Annotated in this window: 1 pseudogene; it reads right to left on the bottom strand. The window is 63.9% G+C overall.

Going from position 1 to position 291, the window contains the following annotated elements:
- A pseudogene (locus P0G09_RS20060) lies at positions 1 to 201 on the bottom strand (response regulator); the annotation flags it as partial.
- Positions 202 to 291: the final 90 nt, after the last annotated feature.

The following is a 291-nucleotide window of genomic DNA, read 5'->3' on the forward strand; positions in this document are numbered from 1 at the left end:
GGCGGCATCCAGGCCGATCATGCCCGGCATCTCGATGTCCATCAAAATGAGGACTGCCCCCCACAGGATGGCAGTATCGGCGGCCTTGCGGCCATTTTCGGCGGTCTCCAGCACCACCTCATGCTCAAAGCGGCGGGAGACCATTTCGGTCAGGGCTTCCCGCTCCAGGCACTCGTCGTCCGCGATCAACAGGCGTATCATTCGTCAAAGTCCTCCTCTTGCAGCTCCACAAGGGGCAGATACAGGCTCACCGCCGTGCCCCGCCCCGGGTGCGAGCGCACCTCGAACCGG

The sequence above is a fragment of the Faecalibacterium sp. DFI.5.82 genome (assembly GCF_029076575.1).
GTDB lineage: Bacteria > Bacillota > Clostridia > Oscillospirales > Ruminococcaceae > Faecalibacterium > Faecalibacterium duncaniae.